At 40.7% G+C, this 26,227-nt stretch carries 24 protein-coding genes; 19 read left to right on the top strand and 5 right to left on the bottom strand.

From position 1 onward, the window contains the following. Positions 1-4 precede the first annotated feature (4 nt). The 11 genes from kamC (at position 5) to HMPREF9449_RS10255 (ending at position 11,823) form a co-directional block, all read left to right on the top strand. Positions 5-1,405, top strand: a complete 1,401-nt coding sequence (gene kamC / locus HMPREF9449_RS10305) for a lysine 5,6-aminomutase reactivase ATPase KamC (RefSeq protein ID WP_009137196.1) — start codon at positions 5-7, stop codon at positions 1,403-1,405. A 100-nt stretch (positions 1,406-1,505) separates the two neighbouring features. Then, positions 1,506-3,059 (top strand): lysine 5,6-aminomutase subunit alpha, encoded by a 1,554-nt coding sequence (gene kamD / locus HMPREF9449_RS10300; protein ID WP_009137195.1) that lies wholly within the window; start codon positions 1,506-1,508, stop codon positions 3,057-3,059. A 55-nt stretch (positions 3,060-3,114) separates the two neighbouring features. Next, positions 3,115-3,912, top strand: a complete 798-nt coding sequence (kamE, locus tag HMPREF9449_RS10295) for a lysine 5,6-aminomutase subunit beta (RefSeq protein WP_009137194.1) — start codon at positions 3,115-3,117, stop codon at positions 3,910-3,912. A 54-nt stretch (positions 3,913-3,966) separates the two neighbouring features. After that, entirely contained in the window at positions 3,967-4,626 is a 660-nt protein-coding gene (locus HMPREF9449_RS10290) for a 3-oxoacid CoA-transferase subunit B (RefSeq protein WP_009137193.1), read from the top strand. 64 nt (positions 4,627-4,690) lie between these two features. Beyond that, positions 4,691-5,830: an acyl-CoA dehydrogenase gene (locus HMPREF9449_RS10285; RefSeq protein ID WP_009137192.1), complete on the top strand. Its 1,140-nt coding sequence runs from the start codon at positions 4,691-4,693 to the stop codon at positions 5,828-5,830. 72 nt (positions 5,831-5,902) lie between these two features. Next, on the top strand, positions 5,903-6,685 hold the full coding sequence (locus HMPREF9449_RS10280; RefSeq protein WP_009137191.1) for an electron transfer flavoprotein subunit beta/FixA family protein: 783 nt from the start codon (positions 5,903-5,905) through the stop codon (positions 6,683-6,685). 70 nt (positions 6,686-6,755) lie between these two features. Further along, entirely contained in the window at positions 6,756-7,748 is a 993-nt protein-coding gene (locus tag HMPREF9449_RS10275; protein WP_009137190.1) for an electron transfer flavoprotein subunit alpha/FixB family protein, read from the top strand. 16 nt (positions 7,749-7,764) lie between these two features. Continuing rightward, positions 7,765-8,526, top strand: a complete 762-nt coding sequence (locus tag HMPREF9449_RS10270) for an enoyl-CoA hydratase-related protein (protein ID WP_009137189.1) — start codon at positions 7,765-7,767, stop codon at positions 8,524-8,526. Positions 8,527-8,580: 54 nt separating this feature from the next. Then, positions 8,581-9,426 (top strand): 3-hydroxybutyryl-CoA dehydrogenase, encoded by an 846-nt coding sequence (locus HMPREF9449_RS10265; protein WP_009137188.1) that lies wholly within the window; start codon positions 8,581-8,583, stop codon positions 9,424-9,426. Between the two features lie 286 nt (positions 9,427-9,712). Next, entirely contained in the window at positions 9,713-10,585 is an 873-nt protein-coding gene (locus HMPREF9449_RS10260; protein WP_009137187.1) for a Cbp1 family collagen-binding glycoprotein adhesin, read from the top strand. A 305-nt stretch (positions 10,586-10,890) separates the two neighbouring features. Beyond that, positions 10,891-11,823 carry an alpha/beta hydrolase family protein gene (locus HMPREF9449_RS10255; RefSeq protein ID WP_315969416.1) on the top strand — a complete coding sequence of 311 codons (933 nt, stop codon included), beginning with the start codon at positions 10,891-10,893 and terminating at the stop codon, positions 11,821-11,823. 71 nt (positions 11,824-11,894) lie between these two features. On the opposite strand, the gene HMPREF9449_RS10250 is transcribed toward HMPREF9449_RS10255, so the two are convergent. From HMPREF9449_RS10250 to HMPREF9449_RS10230, 5 genes are all read right to left on the bottom strand, one after another. Continuing rightward, positions 11,895-12,446, bottom strand: coding sequence for a 2-oxoacid:acceptor oxidoreductase family protein (locus HMPREF9449_RS10250; RefSeq protein ID WP_009137185.1), 552 nt, complete (start codon positions 12,444-12,446; stop codon positions 11,895-11,897). Positions 12,447-12,536: 90 nt separating this feature from the next. Next, positions 12,537-13,301 (bottom strand): thiamine pyrophosphate-dependent enzyme, encoded by a 765-nt coding sequence (locus HMPREF9449_RS10245; RefSeq protein ID WP_009137184.1) that lies wholly within the window; start codon positions 13,299-13,301, stop codon positions 12,537-12,539. 61 nt (positions 13,302-13,362) lie between these two features. Then, a complete protein-coding gene (locus HMPREF9449_RS10240) occupies positions 13,363-14,442 on the bottom strand; it encodes a 3-methyl-2-oxobutanoate dehydrogenase subunit VorB (RefSeq protein WP_009137183.1) in 1,080 nt (359 codons plus the stop codon). An 18-nt stretch (positions 14,443-14,460) separates the two neighbouring features. Next, positions 14,461-14,688: a 4Fe-4S dicluster domain-containing protein gene (locus tag HMPREF9449_RS10235; RefSeq protein WP_009137182.1), complete on the bottom strand. Its 228-nt coding sequence runs from the start codon at positions 14,686-14,688 to the stop codon at positions 14,461-14,463. A gap of 235 nt (positions 14,689-14,923) precedes the next feature. Further along, positions 14,924-16,231: an aminotransferase class I/II-fold pyridoxal phosphate-dependent enzyme gene (locus tag HMPREF9449_RS10230; protein WP_009137181.1), complete on the bottom strand. Its 1,308-nt coding sequence runs from the start codon at positions 16,229-16,231 to the stop codon at positions 14,924-14,926. Positions 16,232-16,503: 272 nt separating this feature from the next. Here HMPREF9449_RS10230 and HMPREF9449_RS10225 point away from each other — a divergent pair, with 272 nt between their 5' ends. The 8 genes from HMPREF9449_RS10225 to HMPREF9449_RS10190 all read left to right on the top strand — a co-directional run bounded on the left by HMPREF9449_RS10225 (position 16,504) and on the right by HMPREF9449_RS10190 (position 26,186). Further along, on the top strand, positions 16,504-17,739 hold the full coding sequence (locus HMPREF9449_RS10225; protein ID WP_009137180.1) for an ABC transporter permease: 1,236 nt from the start codon (positions 16,504-16,506) through the stop codon (positions 17,737-17,739). Positions 17,740-17,762: 23 nt separating this feature from the next. Beyond that, complete coding sequence (locus tag HMPREF9449_RS10220) at positions 17,763-18,506, top strand: energy transducer TonB family protein (protein WP_009137179.1); 744 nt, start codon at positions 17,763-17,765, stop codon at positions 18,504-18,506. A gap of 458 nt (positions 18,507-18,964) precedes the next feature. Continuing rightward, positions 18,965-20,317, top strand: coding sequence for a glycoside hydrolase family 16 protein (locus tag HMPREF9449_RS10215; protein ID WP_009137178.1), 1,353 nt, complete (start codon positions 18,965-18,967; stop codon positions 20,315-20,317). Between the two features lie 29 nt (positions 20,318-20,346). Further along, entirely contained in the window at positions 20,347-21,027 is a 681-nt protein-coding gene (locus HMPREF9449_RS10210) for a ComF family protein (RefSeq protein ID WP_009137177.1), read from the top strand. A 127-nt stretch (positions 21,028-21,154) separates the two neighbouring features. Next, positions 21,155-23,122 carry an Ig-like domain-containing protein gene (locus HMPREF9449_RS10205; RefSeq protein ID WP_009137176.1) on the top strand — a complete coding sequence of 656 codons (1,968 nt, stop codon included), beginning with the start codon at positions 21,155-21,157 and terminating at the stop codon, positions 23,120-23,122. Positions 23,123-23,137: 15 nt separating this feature from the next. Next, positions 23,138-23,899 carry a DUF3108 domain-containing protein gene (locus HMPREF9449_RS10200; protein ID WP_009137175.1) on the top strand — a complete coding sequence of 254 codons (762 nt, stop codon included), beginning with the start codon at positions 23,138-23,140 and terminating at the stop codon, positions 23,897-23,899. 40 nt (positions 23,900-23,939) lie between these two features. Further along, positions 23,940-24,950: a DUF4837 family protein gene (locus HMPREF9449_RS10195; RefSeq protein WP_009137174.1), complete on the top strand. Its 1,011-nt coding sequence runs from the start codon at positions 23,940-23,942 to the stop codon at positions 24,948-24,950. Positions 24,951-24,974: 24 nt separating this feature from the next. After that, positions 24,975-26,186 carry an exo-beta-N-acetylmuramidase NamZ family protein gene (locus HMPREF9449_RS10190; protein WP_232211413.1) on the top strand — a complete coding sequence of 404 codons (1,212 nt, stop codon included), beginning with the start codon at positions 24,975-24,977 and terminating at the stop codon, positions 26,184-26,186. Positions 26,187-26,227 lie beyond the last annotated feature (41 nt).

Below are 26,227 nucleotides of genomic sequence, written 5' to 3'. Positions count from 1 at the left end.
AGATATGTATCTAAGAGAAGCAATAGCAAAAATTGCCGGTTTTCGGTATATGATCGATCATTTGGAAATTCATTCCGGCTTGGGAAGGAGTTCTCTGTTGGATAGGGTTTGGCTGGAAGATGCCAAACAAATCAAGGCGGAACTGGAGCGGGTAGAGAAAATGGTTCGGGTCGTGCGGGATAGCCGTAATCAGTTAGTATTGGAGCGTTTGAAAGTAAAACTGAGCCAAGTGAAAGATATCCGGGGGACGGTTAAACGATTGAAAGAGCCTGTTGTCCTGGACGATCTGGAACTTTTTGAGTTGAAGAATCTGGCTTTTGTTGCAGAAGATATACGGGAGATTATAAAGGATTATCCGGTGGTGGATATTCCTTGTTTAGGGAATTTAGTGGATTTGCTGGATCCGGAGCAGAATCGTATCCCTCATTTTTATATATACGACAGTTATTCTGAAAAACTGTCTGCTTTGAGGGCTGAGATTAAGCAGAAGAAGAGAGAAGGGAGGGAGGAAAGGGAGATTGAAAATCTATACTTCCAAAGTTTAGAGGAAGAGGATCGGGTTCGGGCGGAATTGACGCTTCAGATCCGGATGTTGCGGGAAGAAATTGCAGAAACTCTTCGGGCCGTGGCGTATTTGGATATATTGTTGGCCAAGGCGATACAGGTAGAAAATATGGGTTTGGTCCTGCCGGAAGTGAAGGACGGAAAGAAGAATGAGCGGCTGAGTTTTCAAAAATTATTTCATCCTCAGTTAAGGGAGATACTGTTGCAGGAAGGCCGAAAATTTCAGCCGGTGGATGTGGGGTTGGAAAGGGGGGTGACTTTACTCACCGGAGCTAATATGGCAGGAAAAAGTGTATTATTGAAGAGCATAGCTTTAGCTCAGGGGTTGGCCCAGTTCGGGTTTTATGTACCGGCAGAGCGGGCGGAAATCGTTCCGGTTTCGGATATTTTAACTTGTATGGGGGATGGGCAGGACGAGCTGAGTGGTTTATCTTCTTTTGCTGCTGAGATGTTATGTGTCAACGAGATATTACTTCGGGTGAAGAGGGGAGAAAAAGTATTGGTGTTGATTGACGAACTGGCCCGTACAACTAATCCTACAGAGGGAAGGGCTATTGTAAACGGAGTGATTGAATTTTTGGCAGCTTATCAGATAAGAGCTTTGGTGACTACACATTATGGAGGAATTATTGCTCCTTGTCGGAAGCTTCGGGTAAGGGGATTCCGGGAAGAAAAAATACAAGGAAAATTGACATTACAAAATATAACAGATTATATCGATTATTCGTTACTCGAGGATGCGTCGGGAGAAGTGTCGCAGGAAGCCATACGGATTGCGGAAATTATAGGTGTAAGCCGGGAATTGACAGATAATGCGAAAAAATTTCTGGATAAGTCATGAGGGAGGTAGCGAAAAGTTGAAATTTTATTTTTGGAAGATGGAAGGGTGTGTAGCGGAAATAAAAAACCGGTTTTGAATCAGTTAAATTGAAAAATGGAATATGCAGGAAAGTAAATTAGGACTCGATTTTGGTAGAGTAGAATATGCTAAAGAGTTAGCGAAAAGAATCGCTGCCGGAGTTCAGGATTTTGTGGAACAATACACCACTGTTGCTGTGGAAAGGACACTTTGTCGTTTGTTAGGTATCGATGGGGTGGATGAAAATACGGTACCCTTACCCAATGTGCTGGTAAATGAGATCAAAGAAAAAGAATTATTGGGACAGGGAATTTTATTTTTTTTAGGCAATGCGATGTTGGAGTTCGGGGATAGTCCGCAGCAAATTGCCGAAAAAGTAGCAAGAGGAGAAGTGGATATTAGCCGGCTTGCCGCTCATCCACATGCTGAGATCGAAAAAGTTTTGGAGCCGTATATCCGGGAGAGTGTAGAACGGATACAAAAGAGGCGGCAGAAACGGGAACAGTATATAGAAACGCTGGGTGAAGGCAGAAAACCTTATTTATATGTCATTGTAGCGACAGGAAATATTTATGAAGATGTCGTGCAAGCGCAGGCGGCAGCCCGGCAGGGGGCGGATATCATTGCGGTTATTCGTACCACTGGCCAGAGTTTATTGGACTATGTCCCTTATGGCGCTACGACGGAAGGTTTTGGGGGGACTTTTGCCACTCAGGAAAATTTCCGGATTATGCGGAAAGCTTTGGACGAAGTCGGAGAAGAGGTGGGAAGGTATATTCGATTGTGTAATTATTGTTCCGGTTTGTGTATGCCGGAGATTGCGGCAATGGGAGCTTTGGAGGGATTAGACGTGATGCTCAATGATGCTTTGTATGGTATTCTCTTCCGGGATATCAATATGCAGCGTACGCTGATAGACCAGTATATGTCCCGGATAATTAACGGATTCGCCGGGGTTATTATCAATACGGGAGAAGATAATTATTTGACGACAGCAGATGCTGTGGAGCAGGCGCATACGGTTTTGGCTTCCGACTTGATTAACGAACAGTTGGCTTTATTTGCTGGTTTGCCGGAAGAACAAATGGGGTTAGGACATGCTTTTGAAATGGATCCGGAACTGGAAAACGGATTTCTTTTTGAGCTGGCTCAGGCACAGATGATACGGGAGATATTTCCGAAAGCGACTTTAAAATACATGCCTCCCACAAAATTTATGACTGGAAATATTTTCCGGGGACATATACAAGATGCCTTATTCAATATGATTGGAATCTGGACTTCCCAGGGGATACAATTATTGGGAATGCCGACGGAGGCCATTCACACCCCTTTTATGTCAGATCGTTACCTTTCCATTGAAAATGCCAAATATATTTTCGGAAATATGAAGAATATAGGCGATGAAGTGGAATATAAAAAAGGCGGTATAATCCGGAGACGTGCTGCAGAAGTCTTGGAAAAAGCGATAGTATTATTGGAAGATATGGAGGCTGAAGGATTGTTTACTGCTTTGGAAAAAGGAATTTTTGCCGATATAAAACGACCGAAAAACGGCGGGAAAGGTTTGGATGGAGTGAAAGCAAAAGGAGCCAATTATTACAATCCTTTTATTTCGCTAATGCGTCGTTGTTAACCGTTTTTTTAGAATATACGAGTAAAACAAATTTCTATATATAATTTTCTTTATTATGAGTGGAGGATTGTACTCAACGGAAGTAAATGATTTTGATCAGACCCTGGATCTGAAAAAAATAAAACCATACGGGGATACCATGAATGACGGTAAAACCCAGATCAGTTTTACCTTACCGGTTCCTGCCGGAGAAGAAGCAATAGAAGCAGCTAAATTGCTGATGAAAAAAATGGGATTTGAGAATCCTTTGGTGGTATATCATAAAGAATTGACAGAAGGATTTACTTTTTTCAATTGTTATGGCAGTTGTTCACATACGATAGATTACACCAATATTTATGTGCCTAAAGTAGAATCGACCCGTTGGGGAATGGCAGAAACCGATGAGTTTGTGCGGACCCATATCGGACGTAAAATCAGAGTGCTGGGAGCTAGTACAGGGACGGATGCACATACGGTAGGGATTGATGCCATCATGAATATGAAGGGGTTTGCAGGACATTACGGATTGGAAAGATACGACATGTTCGAGGCTGTAAACTTGGGAAGTCAGGTGCCCAATGAAGAATTCATCGCTAAAGCTATAGAATTCAAGGCAGATGCATTATTGGTGTCGCAAACTGTGACGCAAAAAGAGATTCATATTAAAAATCTGACGGAGCTGGTAGAAATGTTAGAAGCTGAAGGTTTGCGGGATAAAGTCATCCTTACTTGCGGAGGGCCTCGGATTTCTCATGAGTTAGCTAAGGAACTGGGGTATGATGCCGGTTTCGGTATGAATACTTATGCTGATGATGTGGCTTCGTTTATTGCTCAGGAAATGGAAAGGAGAATGAAAAATGAACCTGCATGAAGTCAGGACAGAAAGAGAATAATTAAAAAAATAGCAACTTAAAATATACAAGTTATGGAAAAAGATCAGATAAAACAAGTCATTGCCAAAAGAGTGGCTATGGAATTGAAGGATGGGGATGTGGTAAATCTGGGAATTGGAATTCCGACATTGGTTCCTAATTATCTAAAAAAGGGTGTAGAAGTTATTTTACAGACTGAAAATGGTATGTTGGGTATGGGACCGGCGCCTGAAGAAGGTAAAGAAAATCCGGAATTGACTAATGCTGGCGGGGGATATATTACTGCATTAGCTGGAGCTTCCAGTTTTGATAGTGCCACTTCTTTTGGTATAATTCGCGGAGGACATGTCGATGTCAGTATTTTGGGAGCTTTGCAAGTGGATGAAAAAGGAGATTTGGCCAACTGGATGATTCCAGGTAAAAAGACCCCGGGCATGGGAGGGGCTATGGATTTGTTGGTAGGAGCGAAGAAAGTGATTCTGGCGATGGAACATACGGCTAAAGGAAATCCGAAAATAATGAAAAAATGTACCTTGCCTTTGACAGCTGCTGGACAGGTAGATATGATCATTACGGAAATGGGAGTAATAGAAGTGACTCCTCAGGGCTTGGTGTTAAAGGAAATACACCCCGAATTTACTGTAGAACAAGTAAAGGCGGCTACGGAAGCTGCTTTAATTATTGCGGACGACTTAAAACCAATGGCTGTATAAGGAGAAAAATATAGCTATATATTTATTGGATTCCAGGATTTTTAAATTTTTAAATAAATCTAATATGGATTTTTCATTATCGAAGACAGAAATATTATTCCGGCAGATGATTCGGGATTTTGCCGAAAAGGAAGTAAAGCCTTTAGCTGCGGAAGTAGACGAAGAGGAACGTTTCCCGATAGAGACCGTAGAGAAAATGGCGAAACTGGGGATTATGGGAATCCCTTTCCCCGTAGAGTACGGGGGAGCAGGAGGTAATAATATACTTTATACCATGGCCGTGGAGGAACTGTCAAGAGTGTGTGCTACGACGGGGGTTATCGTGTCGGCTCATACTTCTTTGTGTGCTGCTCCCATTTATGAATTTGGTACAGAAGAGCAGCGGAAAAAATATCTGCCGAAACTTTGTACAGGGGAGTGGATTGGAGCTTTCGGATTAACGGAACCGAATGCGGGAACGGATGCTTCGGCTCAACAGACAATGGCTTTTGAAGAAGGGGATCATTATATCTTAAACGGCTCTAAAATTTTTATTACGAATGCCGCTTATGCTCATGTATATATTGTCATGGCGATGACCGATAAATCGAAAGGTACAAAAGGAATTTCAGCTTTTATCGTAGAACGGGATTTCCCGGGTTTTTCTATTGGAAAGAAAGAGAAAAAGATGGGAATACGAGGTTCTGCTACCTGCGAATTGATTTTTGAGAACTGTATCGTGCCTAAGCAGAATTTATTAGGAAAAATTGGAGAAGGTTTCAAAATTGCCATGAAGACGTTGGACGGAGGACGAATCGGTATTGCTTCTCAAGCTTTGGGTATTGCTCAGGGAGCTATGGATGAAACGGTGAAGTATGTAAAAGAACGTAAACAGTTTGGGAAAGCCATCGGGCAATTTCAGAATACGCAATTTCAGTTAGCTGATTTACAGGCGAAAATTCAGGCCTCCCGTTTGTTGGTACGTATGGCTGCTTATAAAAAAGACCAGAAACAACCCTATTCTGTCGAGGCTGCTCAGGCGAAATTGTTTGCTGCAGAGACGGCTATGGAGACGACGACGAAAGCCGTCCAATTCCACGGTGGTTATGGATATACCCGGGAATATCCGGTAGAGCGGATGATGCGGGATGCGAAGATCACGGAAATATACGAAGGAACTTCTGAGGTACAACGGATGGTTATAGCAGCCGCTTTATTGAAGTAAGGAAAAGAAATCATTTACTTCTTTCAGCAGAGAAATGAAGATATTTTGAATAAACAGAAAATACAGATAAAAATGAAAATAGTAGTTTGCATCAAGCAAGTACCGGATACAACGGAAATTAAGCTGGATCCTGTTACGGGTACATTGATTCGGGATGGTGTCCCCAGTATTATGAATCCGGATGATAAAGGTGGTTTGGAAATGGCCTTGCAATTGAAAGATAAATATGGGGCAGAAGTGACTGTCATTACAATGGGACCACCTCAGGCCGACGATATTTTGCGGGAAGCTTTTGCTATGGGGGTAGACCGGGCGATTCATCTGAGCGACCGGAAATTTGCCGGAGCAGATACACTGGCGACGTCTAATGCGATTGCCGGGGCATTGCGTATGCTGGATTACGATTTGATCATTACCGGTCGTCAGGCCATTGACGGAGATACGGCTCAGGTCGGACCGCAGATTGCCGAGCATTTGGATTTGCCGCAAGTCACCTATGTCGAAGATTTGAAATACGATGGAGAAAAAACATTTACCATTAAAAAATCGACAGAAGAAGGCTACCAGATGGTGGAAGTGGAAGCACCTTGCGTGATAACGGTTTTAGCCACAGCTAACAAAGCCCGTTATATGTCTGTCCGGGGGATTGTAGAGGCTTACTTGAAGGAAGTGGAAATCTGGAATTTCAGCAATGTCCGCGTAGACGAAAAGAAACTGGGTTTGAATGGTTCTCCTACCCGGGTGTTTAAATCTTTTACAAAAGGAGTAAAAGCTGCCGGGAAAATATACGAGGTAGAGCCGGAAGAAGCTGCGGATATTATTGTAAGTAAGTTGAAAGAAAAGTTTATTATTTAATGAGAAACGGCTGGAAAAAATAAGATGTTTTCCACTACCTATCGTTTATGATCTTTAATTTTTAATGAATATGGATAAATCTCAATATAAAGATGTCTACGTTTTTGTAGAACAACGGGAAGGAGTCATACAACCGGTGGCTTTTGAACTTTTGGGTAAAGCGAGGGAGCTTGCCGATCAGTTAAGCCAAAACGTGGTGGCTATTTTAGCAGGTTATGGAATTGCGGAAAAGGCTTCGGAACTAATTGCTTATGGAGCGGATTCTGTCTTGTGTATAGATGCTCCGGAATTGGTATATTATATTACAGAACCCTATGCCCAAGCGGTGACCAAAGTGGTAGAAGAGCGTAAACCATCGATTTTATTAATTGGAGCCACGACCATTGGCCGGGATTTAGGACCCCGTTTATCAGCCCGGTTGGAGACCGGATTGACGGCCGACTGTACAGGTTTGGATATTTCGGAGGAAGGGGATCTCATGATGACCCGTCCGGCTTTCGGAGGAAATTTAATGGCGACTATTCTTTGTAAAGAACATCGTCCGCAGATGTCTACTGTGCGTTCGGGAGTGATGCGAATGGGGAAAAAGGATGATACGCGTACCGGAAAGGTGGAAAATTTCAAAGTAACTTTTGATCGTTCTAAATTTAAAGTACGTCTGTTGGAGACCGTAAAGGAGCAGAAAAACCTGATTGATATTACAGAAGCTAAAATACTTGTTTCCGGTGGTCGTGGAGTGGGAAATTCAGAAGGCTTTAAGATGCTGGAAAAATTGGCCGAGGTAATCGGAGCCGAAGTTTCTTCTTCCCGGGCTATGGTGGATGCCGGCGTGATGCCTCATAACAGACAAGTGGGACAAACCGGTAAAACGGTACGTCCGGACGTTTATTTCGCATTGGGTATTTCCGGGGCGATACAGCATTTGGCAGGAATGGAAGAATCAGATTTCATAATTGCCGTTAACAAAGATAAGTATGCTCCTATTTTTAATGCTGCTGATCTGGGAATTGTAGGGGATGTGAACAAAATTATCCCCTTATTGACAGAAAAATTACGTCGTTGACCGAAACAAAACTAAAATGGATTATAAGTATATCTTACGAGAAAAACAGGATCATATCGGTCTGTTGACACTCAATCATCCGGAGACATTGAATGCGTTGAGCTCAGCCGTTTTGGAAGAGTTGGGGAACGTTTTTGATGAATTGGAGGCTGACAAAGAGATCTACGTCGTTATTCTTACAGGTGCGGGACGCTCTTTTGTCGCAGGGGCTGATATCGCTGAAATGAGTCGTTTGGATGCGGAAGCAGGGAGAGCTTTCGGGCGTTTGGGGACTGCTGTATTTCGTAAAATAGAATTATCTGAAAAAATTGTTATCGCAGCTGTAAACGGCTATGCTTTAGGGGGCGGGTGTGAATTGGCAATGGCTTGTGATATAAGAATTGCTTCTGTAAAGGCAAAGTTTGCGCAACCGGAAGTGGGTTTGGGTATTATTCCCGGCTTCTCGGGGACCCAGCGTTTGCCTCGTCTTGTAGGAGTAGGAAAAGCGAAAGAATTAATTTATACGGGTACTCCTATCGATGGAACGGAGGCTTTCCGGATAGGGCTAGTGAATAAAGTGACCGAGCCCGATCAATTGATGCAGGAGGCAAAGGCGATGGCGTTGACGATTGCTTCCCGTTCGCCTTTGGCTTTAAAGTACGCTAAGGAGGCTATTAACCGGGGTATTGAAACCGATATAGACACGGGAATTGCTTTTGAAAATGGGTATTTTGGACTTTGTTTTGGTACAACAGAACAAAAGGTACAGATGCAGGCCTTTTTAGAAAAGAAAAAATAATCAAGTTCGATAATTGGAACATTTAGTGGTAAACCACTTTTAAACCGAAAGCTTATGAAAATATGTGTAATTGGTACAGGTACTATGGGGAACGGAGTTGCCCAGGTTTTTGCTCAGGCAGGTTTTGAGGTTTTGCTGAAAGGGCGTTCTGAAGCTTCTTTAGCAAAGGCTCATAAAACGATGGAAAAGAATCTTTCCCGTATGGTTGAGAAGGGAAAAATGGAAGCAGCTGAAAAAGAGAGAGCCTTGGCTGCGATTACCGATACGATGTCTTATGAAGATTGTCGGGATGCCGATCTGATTGTAGAGGCTATTGCTGAGGATATGGAAGTGAAATGCGAGATATTCAAAATGCTGGATGGGATATGCAAACCGGAAGCTATTCTGGCAACCAATACTTCTTCTTTGTCTGTCACTCAGGTGGCTGCTGTGACTTCCCGTCCGGATCGGGTGATCGGAATGCATTTCTTTAATCCTGTACCTGCCATGAAATTGGTAGAAGTGATACGGGGGCAATTGACTTCGCCGGCAGTACACGACCAGGTTGTTGAAATCGCTCGGAAATTGGATAAGGTTCCCGTAAGTGTAAATGAGGCTCCGGGATTTGTCGTCAACCGGATTTTAATCCCGATGATTAACGAAGGAGTCGGTATTTTGGCTGATGGGGTGGCTAGTAAGGAAGAAATTGATGAGGCGATGAAATTAGGAGCGAATCATCCGATGGGCCCCTTGGCATTGGCTGATTTAATCGGTTTGGATGTTTGTCTGGCGATTATGGAAGTGCTCTATCATGAATTCGGCGATTCCAAATACCGTCCGCATCCTCTTTTACGCAAGATGGTACGGGCTAACTTATTGGGCCGGAAGACGGGTATAGGCTTTTATGATTATCGGAAATAAAAGCTGTTCAGAAGTAAATATTCCTGCTCTTTTTCGGGGAGAAATAAAATCTGCCGGTTGTGTTAGATTTTATTTCCTCAGCAGAAAAGGAGCAGTTTTTTTGTAGATTTATTCCCCAGTAAAGAGAGGCGGAATTCCCCAATTTCCCCAGTTTAAAAAATGTGATATTTTATAAAAAATTGATTTATAGTCTATTAGTATTTATATATAATTCGGTACATAAATTGATTAATTAAAAACAAATAACAGGTTCGCATTTTTTAATTAACACTTAAAATTGACAATTATGAAAAAGAGTATTTTTTGGATAGGTGGTATCAGTGCACTATTCTTATTTGGAAGTTGCGTGGAAAGTTCACAGAAATATAAGTCTTTACAATCGCAAATGGATTCTTTACAAGTGGCTTATAATGCTCAGACTACTGAAATGGAAGGTTTGTTTGCAGACTTGAATGATATTTCAGCAGGTATGCAGTCGATTCGGGAAGCTGAAAAATTGTTGACAATCGAATCCGGAGAAAAGACCAATAATAAGACCAAAAAGCAGGTGGCACAGTTGAAAAGTGATATACAGGCTGTTTCTGAGGCAATAGAGAATTATAAAACTCAGATTCAAAAATTAGAGGGTAAAAATAAACGCCAGTCTGCTGAATTTAAAAAACTGATAGAAAATTTGAAGGGAGAGCTGGAAGAAAGAACTCAGAAAATTAATGAGATCAGTTCTCAACTGGCAGAATCTCAGAAACAATTAGCTGTGAAAGAACAACAGATTACAGCCTTGAATAAGAATGTAGAGGATCTGAATCAGGAAAAAGCCAATCAGAAGATGACCATTACAGAACAGGATATGGCTATGCATCAGGGCCATTATCTGGTGGGGACCCGGAAATTGTTGAAAGAAGCGGAAGTCATTACACGTCAGGGCCTATTCTGTCCGCCGATTGTTTCTTCTCAAGTGGAAAAGGCTCCTTTTGAAGATATTGATATCAGGGAAGTAAAATCTATTCCTTTGAATTCCAAGAAAGCAAAAGTTCTGTCTGTTCATCCGCAAGATTCTTACGCTTTGGAAGCAGGAGAAGACGGTATGTTAAGTTTGACGGTAAAAGACGAGAATTCTTTCTGGAAACAGACGAAGTATCTGGTAGTGATGATAAATTAATAAGTAAATACGGGAAATTCGTTTCCGGTTCTCTGTCAGCTATAACGGGACAGAGAACCGGAAATTTTTTTATAGAAAAGAGGATTTGTCATTCTACTTCTTTAAAAAGATTTAATTTCTATATTTGTAAATTGTCTTATTAAAAATTTATAAATATGAACTATGTAGGGTGTATCTGGGGATTTTGCCTTTTCCTGTGTATAGGTGTGCTACCGGTTTCTGCTCAGCAGGAAAGTGAAATCTTGGGGCAATTGAAAGAATTGCAAAAGTCCGGTGAGGCTGTGAAACATTCTTTTGATGAGGTTATGAAAAAAGTAGATGATGTGCTGTGGTATGAACGAGTAGGGGATGTGGCTTTTATCGACAAAGTATATTTATGCGGACCTCCTAAAGCGAATAAACCTAATCCGACAGCAATGGGTGCCGATAATCCCTTAAAATTTTGGTCTTACGTATTTATTCCTAAAAGCATAGATCCTTCCAAAAAATATCCTTTAATTGTATTTGCCCATAGTGGAGTACATTCCGATTTTACGACCTACTATGCTCATATTATCCGGGAATTAATGGCTCAGGAATATATTGTGGTGGCAGCAGAATACAGAGGAAGTACCGGCTATGGAAGTAGTTATTATCAGAACATTGATTATGGGGGATTGGAAAATCAGGATGTATATGCCAGCCGGAATTATATGGTTGAAAATTACAGTTGTGTGGATAAAGACCGGATCGGTATTATGGGCTGGAGTCATGGCGGTATGATTACTTTGATGAATTTATGTACTTATCCGGGAGAATACAAATGCGGTTTTGCTGGCGTTCCGGTATGTGATGTCATTGCCCGTATGGGATATGCAACAGATAATTACCGGAAAATATTTTCTGATCATATCGGAAAGACAGCCCGGAATAATATTGCTGAATATAAAAGGCGTTCTCCGGTTTGGAATGCTGAGAAACTGAAAGATCCGGTATTAATCCATACGAATACTTCGGATGACGACGTCAATGTCGTGGAAGTAGAACATATGATACGGGCTCTGAAAGCCTACGGAAAAAAATTTGATTATCAGATTTTTCAGGAAGCTCCCGGGGGACATTCTTTTGACCGGATAGATACCAAAGAAGCGACGGAAATTCGATATTCGATATATAAATATTTGGAAAAATACCTGAAGCCTTCCCATCCTTTTAAATCTCAGCGGGATATGCGCAGAGCGGCTTATCGTTTTAATTGAGGGAGAATTCAAAATAAAAAAGACTGTATGGATTGACTCCGTACAGTCTTTTTAGGTAAGGTGAGAGAAGTTTATAATTGATTAGCTGTTTCTATATGATTCATTCCCGTTTGTATGGCTTCGATGTTCATAGGGATTAAATTATGATGCCGCGGCGGTAATGATTTCTGCAAACCTTTTTCTACGTTTTCGATCTTAACGATAGGTTTCACTTTTAAAAATCCGCCCAAGATGATCATATTGAAAATTTTGGGATTACCGCTTTCTGCTGCCAGACGCGCACCTTCTATCCGGTAGATGTTAATGTCTTGGCGGGTTGGATGATGAGTGATACCATTGGGATCATAGATCAATGTTCCCCCCGGTTTGACTTGTGATTCGAATTTATCCATAGATTGTTGATTCAGGATAATAGCGGTATCAAAACGGGTTAATACAGGAGAACTGATGCGTTCGTCACTGATAATTACGGTGACATTGGCTGTACCTCCACGCATTTCCGGTCCGTAGGAAGGCATCCAGGAGACTTCCTGATCTTGCATAATTCCGGAATAGGCAAGAATTTTTCCCATAGATAGAACTCCTTGTCCTCCGAAGCCTGCTATAATAATTTCTTCTGTCATATACTTAAATTTATGAGGTTTTTGAAGTTGATAAAATGGTTAAAGGGAGAAAGTAGTTGACTACTTTCAGCCTTTACCCTTTATAAACTATCAGATATCTTTGATATCTCCTAACGGATATTTTTTAAACATATTTTCCCGCATCCAGTTGTTGGCTTCTACGGGAGTTACTTTCCAACCGGAGTTACAGGTACTTACTACTTCTACGAAAGAAGTTCCTTTCTGTAAGCGGGTATTCTGGAATGCTTTTTTAAGAGCATTTTTAGTCTTCCTTACAGCTCCCGGAGTATCTGCACTTTGACGGGTCACATAGCAAGTTCCATCGAGTTGAGCGATAAGCTCGGTGATTTTCATGGGGAAACCGTTCAGTTTTGCATCCCTACCGTAAGGAGTGGTGGCTGTAACCTGTCCCAATAAGGTCGTTGGTGCCATCTGTCCGCCCGTCATACCGTAAATGGCGTTGTTGATGAAAATGACTACAATGTTTTCTCCCCGGTTACAAGCGTGCATAATTTCACCGCATCCGATGGAAGCCAGGTCACCGTCTCCCTGATAGGTGAAAACATATTTCTCCGGATGTAAACGGCTGATGCCGGTTGCTACAGCCGGAGCGCGTCCGTGAGCCGCTTCTGCCCAGTCGATATCGATATAATTGTAGGCAAATACACTACAACCTACAGGGGATACACCGATAGTCTGTTCCTGTATACCCAGCTCTTCAATAACTTCTGCGACCAATTTATGAACTACTCCGTGTGTACATCCCGGACAGTAGTGCATCACATTGTCGGTAAGAAGAGAACTCTTTTCATAGACAAGGTTCTCTGGTTTTATGATGTCTTGAATGTCAATCATAGAATTAAGATTTTAAATTTCAAATTGTAATTGTTGCCGAAAAGATTTAAAAATCCGTAATTTACAATTCAAAATTGTTTTTAAGCGCTTCAACAATTTCTTCCGGGGTAGGAACGACTCCCCCCATTCTACCGTAATGTTCTACTTTTACGCGACCATTTACAGCCAGCCGGACGTCTTCTACCATTTGTCCGGCACTCATTTCCACTGTCAACATGCCTTTTATCTGTCCGCACATCTCGGCGATTGCCTGGGTGGGGAAAGGATAAAGCGTAATCGGACGTAATAATCCTATCTTTATACCGGCTTCCCGGGCCAATTCAATGGATTTTTGGCAAATACGGGCAGCTGATCCGTAAGCGATAATCAGATAATCTGCATCCTCACACAATATTTTTTCGAAACGCACTTCATTAGCTTCGATTTTTCTGTATTTAGCCTGTAATTTTTTATTGAAATCTTCCTGACGGTGGGCGTCGAGTTCCAAAGACGTAATAACATGCCGTTCTCTGCCTTTTTTCCCGGTCAAAGCCCAACTGCCTGAAATCTTTTCGATTTCTTCTTCCGTCCATCTCGGTTTATAAGGAGACAACTGTACTTTTTCCATCATCTGCCCGATAACGCCATCGGCTAAAATCATGGCCGGATTCCGGTATTTAAAAGCGAGTTCAAAACCTAAATCCACGAAATCATTCATTTCCTGTACAGAGGCCGGAGCCAATACAATCAAATGATAATCTCCGTGCCCTCCTCCTTTGGTGGCTTGAAAATAGTCACTTTGTGCAGGTTGTATCGTCCCCAAACCGGGGCCTCCTCTCACCACGTCTACGACAAGACAAGGTAATTCGGCACCTGCAATATACGTCAGTCCTTCTTGCTTTAAGCTGATACCAGGGCTGGAAGATGAGGTCATTACTTTTTTTCCGCAGCATGCTCCGCCATATACCATATTTATAGCGGCTAATTCACTTTCTGCTTGTAAAACGACCATGCCGGTCTCTTCCCATGGCTTCCGGGCCATAAGTGTTTCCATAACTTCCGATTGCGGGGTAATGGGGTAACCAAAATATCCGTCACAACCACATCTGATGGCTGCTTCGGCAATTACTTCATTACCTTTCATTAATTTTACTTCTGCCATTTCCGGTAGTTTTTATTTTTATTCTACATTCATTTTATATACACTGATGACGGAGTCGGGACATACCAGACCGCAACTGGCACAACCAATACATGCTTCCGGATTTTTCATATAGGCATAGTGATAGCCTTTGCCGTTTACATCGGGGTTGAGATCAATTACTTTCGTCGGGCACGCTACGACGCATAAGCCGCATCCTTTGCATTTTTCGTTGTCCACAACGATTGCTCCTCTGAATTTTGCCATATCTTAAAAAGTTATAAATTATAATAATATTTTTCCCTTTTTCTTAGTTATTGTAACTATTTACAGGGTATAAAATTACATTTTTAAATTAATTGTACAAAAAATGAAAGCTTTTATTTATTCTAAAAATAAATATTTGCGCAAGCTAATAAGGGATGTGCAATTTTTTCTTTCACTTTTTATATAATGCTCATCTTCTATTTCAATTCTTTTCGCTGCGGAAAAAAATTCTGTCTCAATGATCTTTTTTGAATCGTTCCAGACGCTCTCTTAATACTTCCATTTTATCCAATCCCACCTGGGATACACAAGCTCTGAGCCCTTCGCGTTTGCTGCCACACCCTTTCAACGGAAGGGAAGAAATGCCGTAATATAATAATTCTTTGGCTAATTCTCCTCCTTTCATTCCCGGATAACCGATGGTAAAATAAAATCCATCTCCGATTTCCTCTTCTCCGTCTTTATCGTACACAATTTCAAAACCGGCTTCCCGGAAAAGTGTTTTCATGATATGAGCTCTGCTCCCGTATTCTTTGACGTCTTTTAAAATGTCCAGCTGACCGTCATTGGCTGCTTTTAATATAGCTGCTACAGCATATTGGGGAGAATGAGCAGTACCCGAAGTTTGGGTGTATATTAATTTGTATACTAAAGTATACCCGAGTTCTTCCGATTTGTATCTGACTTTTAAATGAGGATACTTTTTAGGATAGAGAGTATCGGATACACATAATAATCCTAATCGCTGACCGGCATAGCTGAAAAGCTTCGAACTCGATATCATCAGAATATAATTGTCAGTGTATTTCGCAACAGTCGGTTGAAAAGGAGGGACACCCGGATGAGACAAGTCTTTCCGGAAATCCATTGCAAAATAAGCCAGGTCTTCTAAGATAATAATATCGTATTGATTGGCTAATTCACCGATGATTTGTAATTCTTCTTCGTTTAGGCAAATCCAGGCCGGATTATTGGGGTTACTGTAAACGATTGCACAGATGTTCCCTTTTTTCAGGTATTCCTCTAATTTTGCACGCAGTTTTTTCCCCCGGAATTCAAAAATGTCGAATGTTTCATACGGTTTCCCGATCACTTCCAGTTGTGTTTTTTGTACAGAAAATCCAGGGTCTATAAAGAGCACCGTATTTTTCCCTTCCTGACATTCCGTCAAGGCCATAAAGGCCGTATAAGAAGCTTGCATCGCTCCTACTGTCGGTATGATATGAGCCGGCTGTATACGGATATCCATGAAATTCTGAATAAAACGGGCTGCTTCTTCTGAAAGAGAAGGGTGACCTTCCAGCATCGGGTAAAATTGTGCCACACCTAATTTTAATGCTTCAATTTCCGCTTCCGTACCGATACGGGAAGGAGATAATCCCGGCACACCCATCTCCATTCGGATAAACGGATACCCACTCGCTTTTTCCAAAAGGTTGGCCACTTTTACTACATCACGTATGGAAGCTTCCTGCATATCGTATATAGCAGACTCAGCCAGTTTGTTTTCTAAGAGTTGCTGATCAATAATATTGTTTTGCATGATATTAAGAGTAATTACTTACATTTTGAAACAATATTAGATAAATTTCTTGAAAAAACATAGTCTTTTGTGTATTTTAATTTTAAATAATTAAAACGGACGGATAAAATAAAACCCTGTCGCAGGGATTTATAAAGTTTTATTTTTTACTTCTTAGTTTTTCCTTTAATTTTGTACAGACGATGTGAAAAAAATTGAACGGAAACCGATAAGAAGTACTATTTGTAAACAAAAGATTCTGAGCATCGGAAGATTATTAAAAAAATTAGTCAGTGAATTTGGAATTATATATAGCCCGGAGATTCTTGAGTGGCCGTGAGAAAAATGCAGTATCCGTTCCGATTATCCGGATCGCTTTGGTAGGAGTTGCTCTGGGAGTTTGTATTATGTTGTTTTCCATATTCATTATCACGGGTTTTAAGCAAGAAATTACAAATAAATTAATAGGATTTTCTGCCCATTTGAATATAGGTTCTTATGGGAATATCAATTCCTATGCATCGGATAAAATTCAGCCCTCCGATACTTTATTGGAGGGAGTCCATGCTTTGCCGGAAGTAAAGGAGCTCTATGTATATGTAACGAAACCGGCAATTCTGAAAAGTAAACAGGAGATACATGGGGTTGTTTTGCATGGAGTGGATTCGACTTTTAAAGGGGATTTTTTTATCGAGAATTTAAAAGAAGGGGAATTCCCGGATTTTCATACGGTTTCTCCGTCGAATGAAATATTACTTTCCTCTCTGGTGGCTAATTATTTAAATTTACAGGTGGGGGATAAAGTTACGGCTCATTTTGTACAAGATCCTCCCCGGGCCAGAGTTTTTAGAGTGAAAGGAATATACGATACTGGTTTTAACGAATACGACGGAATGTTTGTGTTGTGTGATATCCGACATTTACAGCGCTTAAACGGATGGAAGGAGGGGGAGGTATCCGGGATTGCCGTTGAGTTGACAAATATGGATATGCTTTCGTCGGCTGAGCAAAAAATAGATGAATTGATACCTTGGGAGAATACGGATACTTTTTACAAGGTAACGACTATTTATGATATGATGCCTCAACTGTTTGAGTGGCTGGATTTATTGAATACCAATGTATGGGTAATTCTGATCCTTTTGGTGGTAGTGGCTGGTTTTAATATGGTCTCCGGTTTGTTAATCCTGATTTTAGATAAAACGTCTTTGATCGGAATACTGAAAGCATTGGGTTATAGGGATTTGAAGCTAAGGAAGTTGTTTTTGTATATATCCATTGGTTTAATCGGGAAAGGAATGCTTTGGGGAAACGGGTTGGCCTTTGCGATAGCCGGCATACAAAAATATTGGCATGTCGTTTCTTTGGATCCGGCCAATTATTATATGGATACGGTGCCTATTCATTTTAATATCGGATACGTGATTTTATTAAATTTAGGCGTTTTATTCGTCTCGACTCTTATGTTGATTGTACCGACAATGTTGATTTCAAAGATAAAACCTATTAAGGCCATTCGTTTTGAATAGAAATAATTTTCATACAGAAGCAGATGAAATTTAAAGATTATATCAAACATAATTTTTATGCTCATAAGACAGGTATTATGGGGACTGTCATTTTTCACCTGCTATTGGCTATTTTCTTGTTGAGCATGGGAATATCCCAGATGAAAGTTCCGCAAAATACAGAGATTGAGCTTATTTCTCCTCCGGAAGAAGAAGTAAAAAAAATACTGGAAGAAAAGCAACGGCAGGAAGAAATACGGAAAAAAACTTCAACCGAGCAGGTGGAACAGATGCTGCGCTCGATTGCTGTAAATGAAAATATCCCAAAAGAAAATAACACTTCCCCTGTTCAGGAATACATCGATGAAATCAGACAAGAGCTGGAAAACGAAGAGTACTCCGGTCGTTATAGCAAGAAAAGAAACGAACATTACCGCCAAGACAGTATCCTGCATCAGCGGGATAAAAAAGAACAGACGCTGGACTCTTTAAAATCTACTTTTTATTCGGGAAAAAGTAGTGTCTCCTATAATTTGAAAAATCGGTACGCCCTTTTTTTGCCTATCCCAATATTTAAATGCGAATTCGGAGGAACGGTTGTCGTAAATATTGAAGTGAACCGCAAAGGAATAGTACAGCGGGCAGAAGTAGTCCGGAATTTGTCGGAACAGGATGATTGCTTGTATGAGGTGGCTGTAGATGCTGCCTTGCGTTCTAAGTTTAATCCGCGGCCCGATGCTGAATTGCTACAGGTCGGTACCATTACTTTCCATTTTGTCAAGCAATAGTCGATAAGGGAGAAAGCTTTTTTATAAAAGAGACATCTCCCTGAGGGACAGGAACAGGAATGCTGATCCCCGTGTTTTTTCGCTTTTCCTCCATAGTTTTAGAGGGAAAGCAACTTGCCGGAAAGTTTTAACCCATACAAATAAATTTTAAAGAGGAGAATATTTCTCCCCTTTATTCTTTTTAGTTTATATAATATTATTTTACATTTAATTTATTTTACTAAATTTGATCGTTTTATATGTATTAAATTAACAATATATTTTTATAAGAACATTTAATTTTTGCTAAATTTGTAAGAAATAATGAAATTTTAGATATTACATATGAAATTATTGTATTAACTTTGTTATATTGATTGACGTCTTTCTGGACGAACTTTTTTGTGTGTGTTATAAAAATTGCAGATAGTAAAGAGTAGCTGCTGTCGTAGGTTTAGCTTCTAAGGGGAGGGTGTGATATGGCTGTAGGGGAAATGAAGTTTATCCGAAGGCGTGGCGTTTATGCAGTCGGGATTATGAGTATATGTATAAATAATAAGAAAATCCGTAGTACGCGGGAGGCTGAAATTCAGAGGATGGTGTTTCAGGATGATTATGGTGTTTATTCGCGGATAAAGGAGAGTACTGATTTAAAACGTTATTGCGAACTGGAGGGATACGTCAATACTTTAGCTTTTCGGGAGAAACGGAAAAAGATAGAACATTTGGTCTATAGAGAAAGTGAATGTTATCGGCTGGAAAAAAAATATAAGAGTTTGCTGAAATCGCCTCAACTGAGAGCTTACTATCTGATGGAAAAATCTTCGGAATTAAAGAATTATTTGAAAATCAGGGAATCTAAATTATACCTCCGGTATGCAGCGTTGCGGGACCAGGTGCGAAGGGGGGTGTTAAACAGGAGGGCGTACCCGGAAAAATATGCGGAGTACAAGCAATTAGAAAAACAAGAGGCATTAAAAGAAGCGATAGCTTTGGAAGGCAAACGAAAATTTGTCTATTATTTAAAAGTAAAAGAAAGTGGATTGCCGACGGAGTTTGAAAAATTGAGAGCTTATGTGGAATCAGAAACGTTTCGGCAGGAAAAGCGTTTTCTATTAGACAGAAATAGATATGAAACTACAGAAGATTACAAGTCGTGGTGCGAATACGAGATTTTAAAAAAACGTCCGGATATTATCCGGTATTTCTTATTGAGTACGGATGAGTGTTTTCTGGATATGTGCCATTGGGAATTGGTGTTCGAAGAAAAGTTTACTGCCGGGAAACCGGATCAGGAAAAATGGCTGTTGCTTCAAGAAGAAGGCCGGAATGTCCCTTTGAAATGGGGTCGGAGGGAAGGAAAAATCGGGGGAGAGGGACAGGGGTGTGGAACTCAATTGAGTACGGCTTTGTCTTTCCGTCAATGTTATGGAAAATTTGAAGCAAAAATAAAATTGACAAATTCTTCTGTTGAGCAGTATTTTGGATTGAGAGGGGAAGCGGATATACCCCGGATTGAAATTTTAAAAGGGAGTAAAGATGGTATTTATATGGGAAATATAGTGGCTCCCGGGAGGAGTAGAAAAAATACATTGCAGTTGTTGAATGGATTGAAATATACAGAAGATTATTATATTTTTTCGTTGGAGTGGACTCCTGAAAGAATGGTGTGGAAGATAAACGATGCCCTTGTAAAGGAAGTGGTGAAAGATATCCCTGCTATACCTCTTTATCTGGTGTTGGGAGTTGGAGGGGATGACAGACAACAAATTGCTGATATATCTTTTCCGGAGGAGGTGGAATGGATAAAATGCTATAAAAGAAAATACTGAAAGATGAAAGAGTTAAAATGAACATCAAAATGGCTTTTGGAAGGGCATTAGCCGATTTGTTTTTCCCTCGCCTGTGTATGGTCTGTGAGTGTTGTTTAAGGAGGGGGGAAGTTTATATTTGTTCGGCTTGTCTGGCCGATTTCCCTTGTACCGATTCTTTGTATCAAGCTGAAACTACTGTATTGAAAACTTTTGAAGAAGCCTGTCGTCCGGAAAAATTATACTCTCTTTTTTATTACAGTAAATATAGTGATTACCGAAAATTAGTATATGCTTTAAAATATCGTTCTGGAAAAAAATTAGGTATATATTTGGGAAAAATGTTGGGGGAAAAAATCGGTAGGCAAGTCGGTATTCAGGGAATTGTCCCTATTCCCTTGCATCCGAAAAGAGAGAAAAAAAGAGGGTATAATCAATCTTTGCAAATCGCTTTGGGAATTACGGAGATTTTGAATATTCCTATTTACGATAAAGTGATTACCCGAACCCGGAATACTGCTTCTCAAACAGGGATGAGTGTTGTGGAACGACAGCAGAATGTAAGGAATATTTTTGATTTGCAGGATTGTCATTCGGTCCGGGGGAAACATTTATTGATTGTAGATGACGTCATTACTACAGGGGCTACCATGCGTTCTTGTGTAGAAACATTGGCGCAGGCCGGAAATATAAGATTCAGTTTAGGGTGTCTGGGGCGAACCTGGGCTTAAGGGATTCTTTTCTTTTTTATTTCTTCGTTTTTTTGAATCTATAACTTTATAATTTCGTAACCTTTAATACTGACAATTTTTTTTAACTTTGTTGATTCAATAGTTGTCTGAAATAAGGAGAAGGTATATGAATAGGAACAGTTATCGTTCAATCTGTTTGATTTGCTTGAGTGCAGTACTTATCTGTATATTGTTGCAGGCTTGTGCAAATAAAGGATATCCCGAGGGGGGGCCAAAAGATGTTACTCCTCCCAAAGTGATTGCAGAGGTCCCGGCTTCTTTTAATACGAATTTTAAGAAGAAAAGCGTTAATATATATTTTGACGAATTTGTACAATTAAAAAATGTTCAGGAAAAATTCATTATCTCTCCGCCTCAAGCCAAAAAACCGCGGGTACGTTTGAGGGCAAAATATATTATGGTTGAATTTGAGGATACCTTACGTCCGAATACTACCTATAGTTTGGATTTTGCAGATGCGATTGTGGATAATAATGAAGGGAATCCTTTGGGCTATTATCGTTATGTTTTTTCTACCGGAAATACGCTTGATTCGTTGGAATTGAGCGGAAATGTGGTCGATGCGCAAACGAATGAGCCTGTCATCGGTTCTTATGTTTTTCTTTATTCGGAGCATAGGGATTCCGTGCCTCTTTTACAATTGCCTGATTATATTGCGCGTACCGACAGTTCCGGTTTTTTCCGGGTAACCAATTTGAGGGAAGCGGATTATAAAGTATTGTCGGTGATGGATGATAACCGGGATATGAAGTACACTCCTGAAGCGGAACAGGTTGCTTTTTTGGATACTTTGGTACGTCCGCTTATTATGTCTGTCACACGAATAGATACCTTGGGAGGAGATTCTTTGGTTATGCGGACTTATAATGCCTTCGGACCGAATAATTTGTTTTTGAGGATGTTTCAGGAGAAGCTGACGCAATTGTATATGACAGATAATAACAGGAAGCAACGGGAATTGCTATATTTTACTTTCAGTATTCCGGGGAAAAATGATTTTGAGGTAGAGTTACTGGATACTGTAGTGACGGATAAATGGTATTTTCCGGAAGTTTCTCCCGGTGGCGATACGGTCCGGCTTTGGATAAAGGATTCGACCATTTATAAGCGGGATACGTTGAATTTAAAATTATCTTATTTGAGATCGGATAGTACCGGAATGTGGGTGAATCACCTGGATACCGTCCGTTTGGTTTATGCAGATAAAGAGAAAGAAAAGAACTCCAGAAAAAGGAAGAAAAAAGAAGAAGAAAAACCCAAGATTGAATTCTTACAAATTAATGTCGGCGTAGAACAGGATCATGATTTGAACAAAGGGATTATGTTGGAATTTGATCGGCCTGTAACGGAGGAGGTGAAAGAACATATTCATCTGTCAGAAAAAGTAGATACGGTTTATCAGCCTATAGATTTTGCTTTCAGACAGGATAGTACACAGATGCGGCGTTTTTATTTAGAAAGGATATGGGAGCCGGAAAAAGAATACGAACTGACGATTGATTCTGCAGCTATTTCGGATATTTATGGTCATATTAATGAGCAGGTAGAAAAGAAATTTAAAATCCGGGCTTTTGAAACTTATGGAAAATTAATGGTCACTTTAAAAGGTGTAAAAGGACAGGTGATATTGCAATTGTATAAACCAGACAGCAAGAAAGACGAAAAAGGACAGAAAATATTTAACGTTTTGGATCAGAAAATCGTAGATAAGGACAGTAAAATCACGTTTGACTATTTGCGTGAAGGCAAATACAAACTGAGAGCTATTCTGGATGAGAACGGAAATGGAGAATGGGATACCGGACTTTATATGAAAGGGATCCAACCGGAAGAAATACGATATCTGCCGATAGAAATTAATGTAAAACAAAATTTTGATGTAGAACAGGAATTTGATTTGAATAGTCCTTATCGGGGAGGAGAAGGAAAAACGAAAGAAGAAGACAAAAAACCAGGCCGGAAGGACCGTTCGGGCGGCGGTCCCCAAAAGGCCATACAAACGGGGAACGAAAATACTGGCCAAAGAAATATACAGAAGGGCCGTAACACACAATCTGCTCGGGTTGTAGATTAATAGAAAGAACGGGAAATGAAAAAATTGATTTTTATAGCACTCATGGTATGCACGGTGGGGTCCGTCTGGGCTCAACAAAAACCGGCTGCTGTGGAAGAATTAGTGTATAGTGGGTATTACAATTGGGGAATCTTTTGGATGAGAGCCGGAACAGTGAAATTTACTGTGTCTCCGTCGGAAAAATATCCGGGAGCAGTGGAATTGCAGGCTATTGGAACTTCTTTGCCTTCCTGGGATTGGGTTTTTAAGTTGAGGGATACCTTGACGTCTCATTTTAATCCGGATAATTTTTTGCCTTATGAGTTTTCCCGTAAAGCTCATGAAGGAAGTTACCATAAGACATTTGATTATACTGTCGATTATGATAGTATGAGAGTATATGGAGAAACACATAAAATCGGGAAGTATTTCCGAAAAGATACCATTCCCTTGCAACCTTTGACTTATGATATGTTGTCTGTTGCCTGGATGGCCCGTGAAATCAATTTTGATACGTTAAGTCCCAAAGAACTTATACCCATACGGATATTGATTGACAATAAGATTTATGACCTTTATATCCGTTATCAGGGACTGGATAAAGTGAGGGTAGGAGGGAAAAAGAGAGAATGTTATGTATTTTCTCCTCTTCTGGTAGAAGGGGATGTCTTTAAGGGAGGCGAAAATATGAAAATATGGGTAAGTAAGGATGAACACCGTATCCCACTCATGGTGGAAGCCAAAATTTTGGTCGGTTCCGTCAAAGGTATACTGGAACCTGCAGATAGTAAATACTGAGTCTGTTTTAGAGAAAATATAACCAATAAAACTCGAATCTATGAAACCAGCATCTTTAATGAAAATAACGATAAGTTTGTTCCTGTTAATGGCAGTAGCTGCCTGTAAAGAGAAAGGAAAAGCATTGCCAGTTCCTTCCGGTAGTTCGAATGAAATTTTAATTGTCATGGATAAGGCAGAATGGCAAGGTCCTGTGGGAGATACGGTAAAACAATGGTTTACCCAGGAACAAATTGGCTTGCCGCAGCCGGAACCTGTATTTGACATTATAAATCTACCGGTAGCTTTTTTCGATAAAAATGTAAAAGCATACCGCAATGTTTTGATGGCTAAAATTTCTCCAGAGATTGATTCTGCGACGATTCGTTTTAAAGATAGTCCCTGGTCCCAGACCCAAAAATATTTCGAAATAGATGCGCCCAGTGAAGCCGCTTTTTTAAAAGTATTTGAGGCGAATAAGCAAAAAATGCTGGATGTTTTTCTGAAAGCAGAACAGGACCGGTTAATGGCGAATTATAAAAAGAAACCGGATTCGGAGATATATCGGCTTTTCAAAGATAAATATCATTTGTATCTAAGTTGCCCTAGCGGGTATCTTATCAATAAAGATACGACTGATTTTGTTTGGATATCCCGGGAAACCCGCGTAGATAGCCGGGGAATTATATTTTTCCAAAAAGAATATAAAGATGCGGCCCAATTTGGGGAGCAGGCCATTGTGGATACGGTAAATGCAGCATTGGAAAAATTTATTCCGGGTCCTCTTCCCAAAACTTATATGACTTTGGATACTGTAGCTCCTATTGTGTCAAATGTGTATAATTATGCAGGAAAACATTATGCCGTATTGCTAAGAGGCTTGTGGATGGTCGTGAACGATTATATGGGGGGCCCGTTTGTCCTCAATGTGATATTGGACCAAGAAAATAACCGGGTGCTTTATATGATGGGATATATTTATGCTCCGGATGATAAAAAACGGAATATGCTCCGGCAGGTAGAAGCAATCTTGTTTACGGCAGGGTTGGATTATAAAGAAGGGAATCGTTAAGAAGGAAGAGTATTGTTTGGTTGTATGTATGTGAAATTTTTTATGGGTTTGCTCGGTTTGTTTCTTTTCGGGAGACAAATCGTTTCGGCCGAAGCGGTCCGGCCGGGTGTTCTGCAGTATGAGCTTTATCAGGAACAACTCAACGGAAAAAAGGTTGCTTTGGTAGCCAACCAGACTTCTGTGGTTTGTGAAATGGAACGGATTGGAAAGAATGTCCCTGCGGCAGGTTCTGAGGAGGGCGTACATACTGTTGATTTTTTGAGACAGAAGGGGGTGGAAGTGGTGAAGATTTTTTGTCCGGAACACGGTTTCCGGGGGACAGCAGATGCCGGAGAGAGGGTGGGAGATTATACGGACCAACAGACCGGTTTGCCTGTCGTTTCTTTATATGGTTCGAAAAAGAAGCCTTTGCCGTCGGATCTGGAGGGAATAGAGGTCGTTGTTTTTGATATGCAGGATGTAGGAGTCCGTTTTTATACTTACCTTTCCACCTTGCATTATGTTATGGAAGCTTGTGCGGAAAACCGGCTTCCGCTGATTGTGATGGACCGGCCTAATCCGAATGCTTTTTATATCGACGGACCGGTTTTAAAATCCGGCTATACTTCTTTCGTCGGTATGCATCCCGTACCGGTGGTATATGGTATGACTATAGGGGAATATGCAAAGATGATCAATGGCGAACATTGGTTGAGGGAAGGGGTGGTATGTGAATTGACTGTTATTCCGTGTCGGAATTGGTCGCGGGATATGATTGTGGAGTTACCTCGTAGACCTTCTCCGAATTTGCCGGACCGGATATCGGTAATGCTGTATCCTTCCGTCTGTTTTTTTGAAGGGACGGTGGTCAACGAAGGCAGGGGCACTCGGATCCCTTTCCAAGTTTTCGGACATCCGGAGCTGGAGAATATGCCTTATGTGTATATTCCTGTTGCTATAGAGGGAATGAGTAAAAATCCGAAATGTTTGGGAAAAACGTGTTATGGTAGAGATTTGAGAGATCAATATGAAGTGGTGAAAGAGGAAAAAAGGCTCCGCCTGGATTGGTTATTGGAAGCTTATCGAAATTATAAAGGAAAAACTTCGTTTTTTATTCCTTTTTTTGATAAATTAGCGGGGACGTCTGATTTGAGGGAGGCGATATTGGCAGGGAAGACGGAGGCAGAGATACGGGAATCCTGGCAGACGGATTTAGAACACTTCAAAAAAATGCGGCTTCGTTATTTGATCTATTGAGGAATAAGGCGGGACGAGGAAAGGTGTGGAAAAACGATTGA

Source organism: Odoribacter laneus YIT 12061, assembly GCF_000243215.1.
Taxonomy (GTDB): domain Bacteria; phylum Bacteroidota; class Bacteroidia; order Bacteroidales; family Marinifilaceae; genus Culturomica; species Culturomica lanea.
This window is presented reverse-complemented; position numbering and strand designations above follow the sequence as displayed.

What these genes read in the sequence shown, in the direction of transcription:
- HMPREF9449_RS10275 (WP_009137190.1), top strand. Translation starts at nt 6,756, where the DNA reads ATGGATAAATCTCAATATAAAGATGTCTACGTTTTTGTAGAACAACGG.
- kamE (WP_009137194.1), top strand. Translation starts at nt 3,115, where the DNA reads ATGAGTGGAGGATTGTACTCAACGGAAGTAAATGATTTTGATCAGACC.
- kamD (WP_009137195.1), top strand. Translation starts at nt 1,506, where the DNA reads ATGCAGGAAAGTAAATTAGGACTCGATTTTGGTAGAGTAGAATATGCT.
- HMPREF9449_RS10200 (WP_009137175.1), top strand. Translation starts at nt 23,138, where the DNA reads ATGAAAAAATTGATTTTTATAGCACTCATGGTATGCACGGTGGGGTCC.
- HMPREF9449_RS10260 (WP_009137187.1), top strand. Translation starts at nt 9,713, where the DNA reads ATGAAAAAGAGTATTTTTTGGATAGGTGGTATCAGTGCACTATTCTTA.
- HMPREF9449_RS10285 (WP_009137192.1), top strand. Translation starts at nt 4,691, where the DNA reads ATGGATTTTTCATTATCGAAGACAGAAATATTATTCCGGCAGATGATT.
- HMPREF9449_RS10195 (WP_009137174.1), top strand. Translation starts at nt 23,940, where the DNA reads ATGAAACCAGCATCTTTAATGAAAATAACGATAAGTTTGTTCCTGTTA.
- HMPREF9449_RS10205 (WP_009137176.1), top strand. Translation starts at nt 21,155, where the DNA reads ATGAATAGGAACAGTTATCGTTCAATCTGTTTGATTTGCTTGAGTGCA.
- HMPREF9449_RS10230 (WP_009137181.1), bottom strand. Translation starts at nt 16,231, where the DNA reads ATGCAAAACAATATTATTGATCAGCAACTCTTAGAAAACAAACTGGCT.
- HMPREF9449_RS10290 (WP_009137193.1), top strand. Translation starts at nt 3,967, where the DNA reads ATGGAAAAAGATCAGATAAAACAAGTCATTGCCAAAAGAGTGGCTATG.
- HMPREF9449_RS10245 (WP_009137184.1), bottom strand. Translation starts at nt 13,301, where the DNA reads ATGATTGACATTCAAGACATCATAAAACCAGAGAACCTTGTCTATGAA.
- HMPREF9449_RS10215 (WP_009137178.1), top strand. Translation starts at nt 18,965, where the DNA reads ATGGCTGTAGGGGAAATGAAGTTTATCCGAAGGCGTGGCGTTTATGCA.
- HMPREF9449_RS10220 (WP_009137179.1), top strand. Translation starts at nt 17,763, where the DNA reads ATGAAATTTAAAGATTATATCAAACATAATTTTTATGCTCATAAGACA.
- HMPREF9449_RS10235 (WP_009137182.1), bottom strand. Translation starts at nt 14,688, where the DNA reads ATGGCAAAATTCAGAGGAGCAATCGTTGTGGACAACGAAAAATGCAAA.
- kamC (WP_009137196.1), top strand. Translation starts at nt 5, where the DNA reads ATGTATCTAAGAGAAGCAATAGCAAAAATTGCCGGTTTTCGGTATATG.
- HMPREF9449_RS10265 (WP_009137188.1), top strand. Translation starts at nt 8,581, where the DNA reads ATGAAAATATGTGTAATTGGTACAGGTACTATGGGGAACGGAGTTGCC.
- HMPREF9449_RS10240 (WP_009137183.1), bottom strand. Translation starts at nt 14,442, where the DNA reads ATGGCAGAAGTAAAATTAATGAAAGGTAATGAAGTAATTGCCGAAGCA.
- HMPREF9449_RS10255 (WP_315969416.1), top strand. Translation starts at nt 10,891, where the DNA reads ATGAAAAAAGTAGATGATGTGCTGTGGTATGAACGAGTAGGGGATGTG.
- HMPREF9449_RS10270 (WP_009137189.1), top strand. Translation starts at nt 7,765, where the DNA reads ATGGATTATAAGTATATCTTACGAGAAAAACAGGATCATATCGGTCTG.
- HMPREF9449_RS10210 (WP_009137177.1), top strand. Translation starts at nt 20,347, where the DNA reads ATGGCTTTTGGAAGGGCATTAGCCGATTTGTTTTTCCCTCGCCTGTGT.
- HMPREF9449_RS10250 (WP_009137185.1), bottom strand. Translation starts at nt 12,446, where the DNA reads ATGACAGAAGAAATTATTATAGCAGGCTTCGGAGGACAAGGAGTTCTA.
- HMPREF9449_RS10280 (WP_009137191.1), top strand. Translation starts at nt 5,903, where the DNA reads ATGAAAATAGTAGTTTGCATCAAGCAAGTACCGGATACAACGGAAATT.
- HMPREF9449_RS10190 (WP_232211413.1), top strand. Translation starts at nt 24,975, where the DNA reads ATGTATGTGAAATTTTTTATGGGTTTGCTCGGTTTGTTTCTTTTCGGG.